The sequence below is a fragment of the Nonomuraea diastatica genome (assembly GCF_004349015.1).
Taxonomy (GTDB): Bacteria; Actinomycetota; Actinomycetes; order Streptosporangiales; family Streptosporangiaceae; genus Nonomuraea; species Nonomuraea diastatica.
The window spans coordinates 1-915 of record NZ_SMKP01000440.1 but is presented as its reverse complement, the minus strand read 5'-3'; the positions used below and the strand labels follow the sequence as shown (position 1 = coordinate 915).

The window sequence follows — 915 nt, the reverse complement described above, 5'->3', positions numbered from 1 at the left end:
GAGGCTTTTTCAACCTGATCGCGCTGGTCAGCAGGGGCAGCGCCGGGGCGAGTTGGCATGAGAAGAGGCTCCCGGTAAGACAGCAGTCGACCAAGATCCGATGCCTCTACCGGAGAGCCTCGTTGCTGTCTTATCGTGCCGCGATTCCGCTGTCCAATCACACCCTGATCCGTCTGGCCGAGCTCATCCGTACCCGGCGTGCCGAGCGCCGCTGCCGATGGCGGCGCCTGGATGCGTCCCGACAAGCCCTGCTCGTCCTGGCCCACCTCCGCAACGGTGACACCTACGCCCGCCCGGCCGCCGGTTTCCGCATCGGCACCAGCACCGCCTGGCGCTACGTCCGCGAAGCGATCGACCTGCTCGCCACGCTCGCCGACGATGTCCACGCCGCCGTCTTACGCGCCGGCCGGCTGGCCTACACCATCCTGGACGGCACTCTTATCCCGATCGACCGGCTGGCCGACGAACGCCCGTACTACTCCGGTAAACATCGACGCCACGGCGTGAACGTGCAGGTCCTGGCCGATCCGGCCGGCCGGCTGGTGTGGGCCTCACCCGCGCTGCCCGGTGCCACACATGACCTGACCGCGACCCGCGCCACCGGCCTGATCGACGCGCTCACCGCCGCAGGGGTGAAGACCTTCGCCGACAAGGGATATCAGGGCGCGGGCGGCAGCATCCGCACCCCCTTCAAAGGTCATCGGCTGCGGCCGCCGCTGTCGCGCCACCAGCGCTCGGTCAACCGCGCCCACGCCCGCATCCGCGCCTGCGGAGAACGAGCCGTTGCCACCTTGAAGACCTGGAAGATCCTGTCCCGGCTGCGCTGCTGCCCGCACCGCGCCACCACGATCGTGCAGGCCATCCTCATCCTGCAACTCATCGAAGAAGGCCGCTACGCAGGATGAAAAGGGCTCA

Annotated in this window: 1 protein-coding gene; it reads left to right on the top strand. The window is 68.2% G+C overall.

What is annotated here, in order from left to right; translation table 11 throughout:
* Positions 1–122 precede the first annotated feature (122 nt).
* Positions 123–905: a transposase family protein gene (locus E1294_RS52070; protein ID WP_132520802.1), complete on the top strand. Its 783-nt coding sequence runs from the start codon at positions 123–125 to the stop codon at positions 903–905.
* Positions 906–915: the final 10 nt, after the last annotated feature.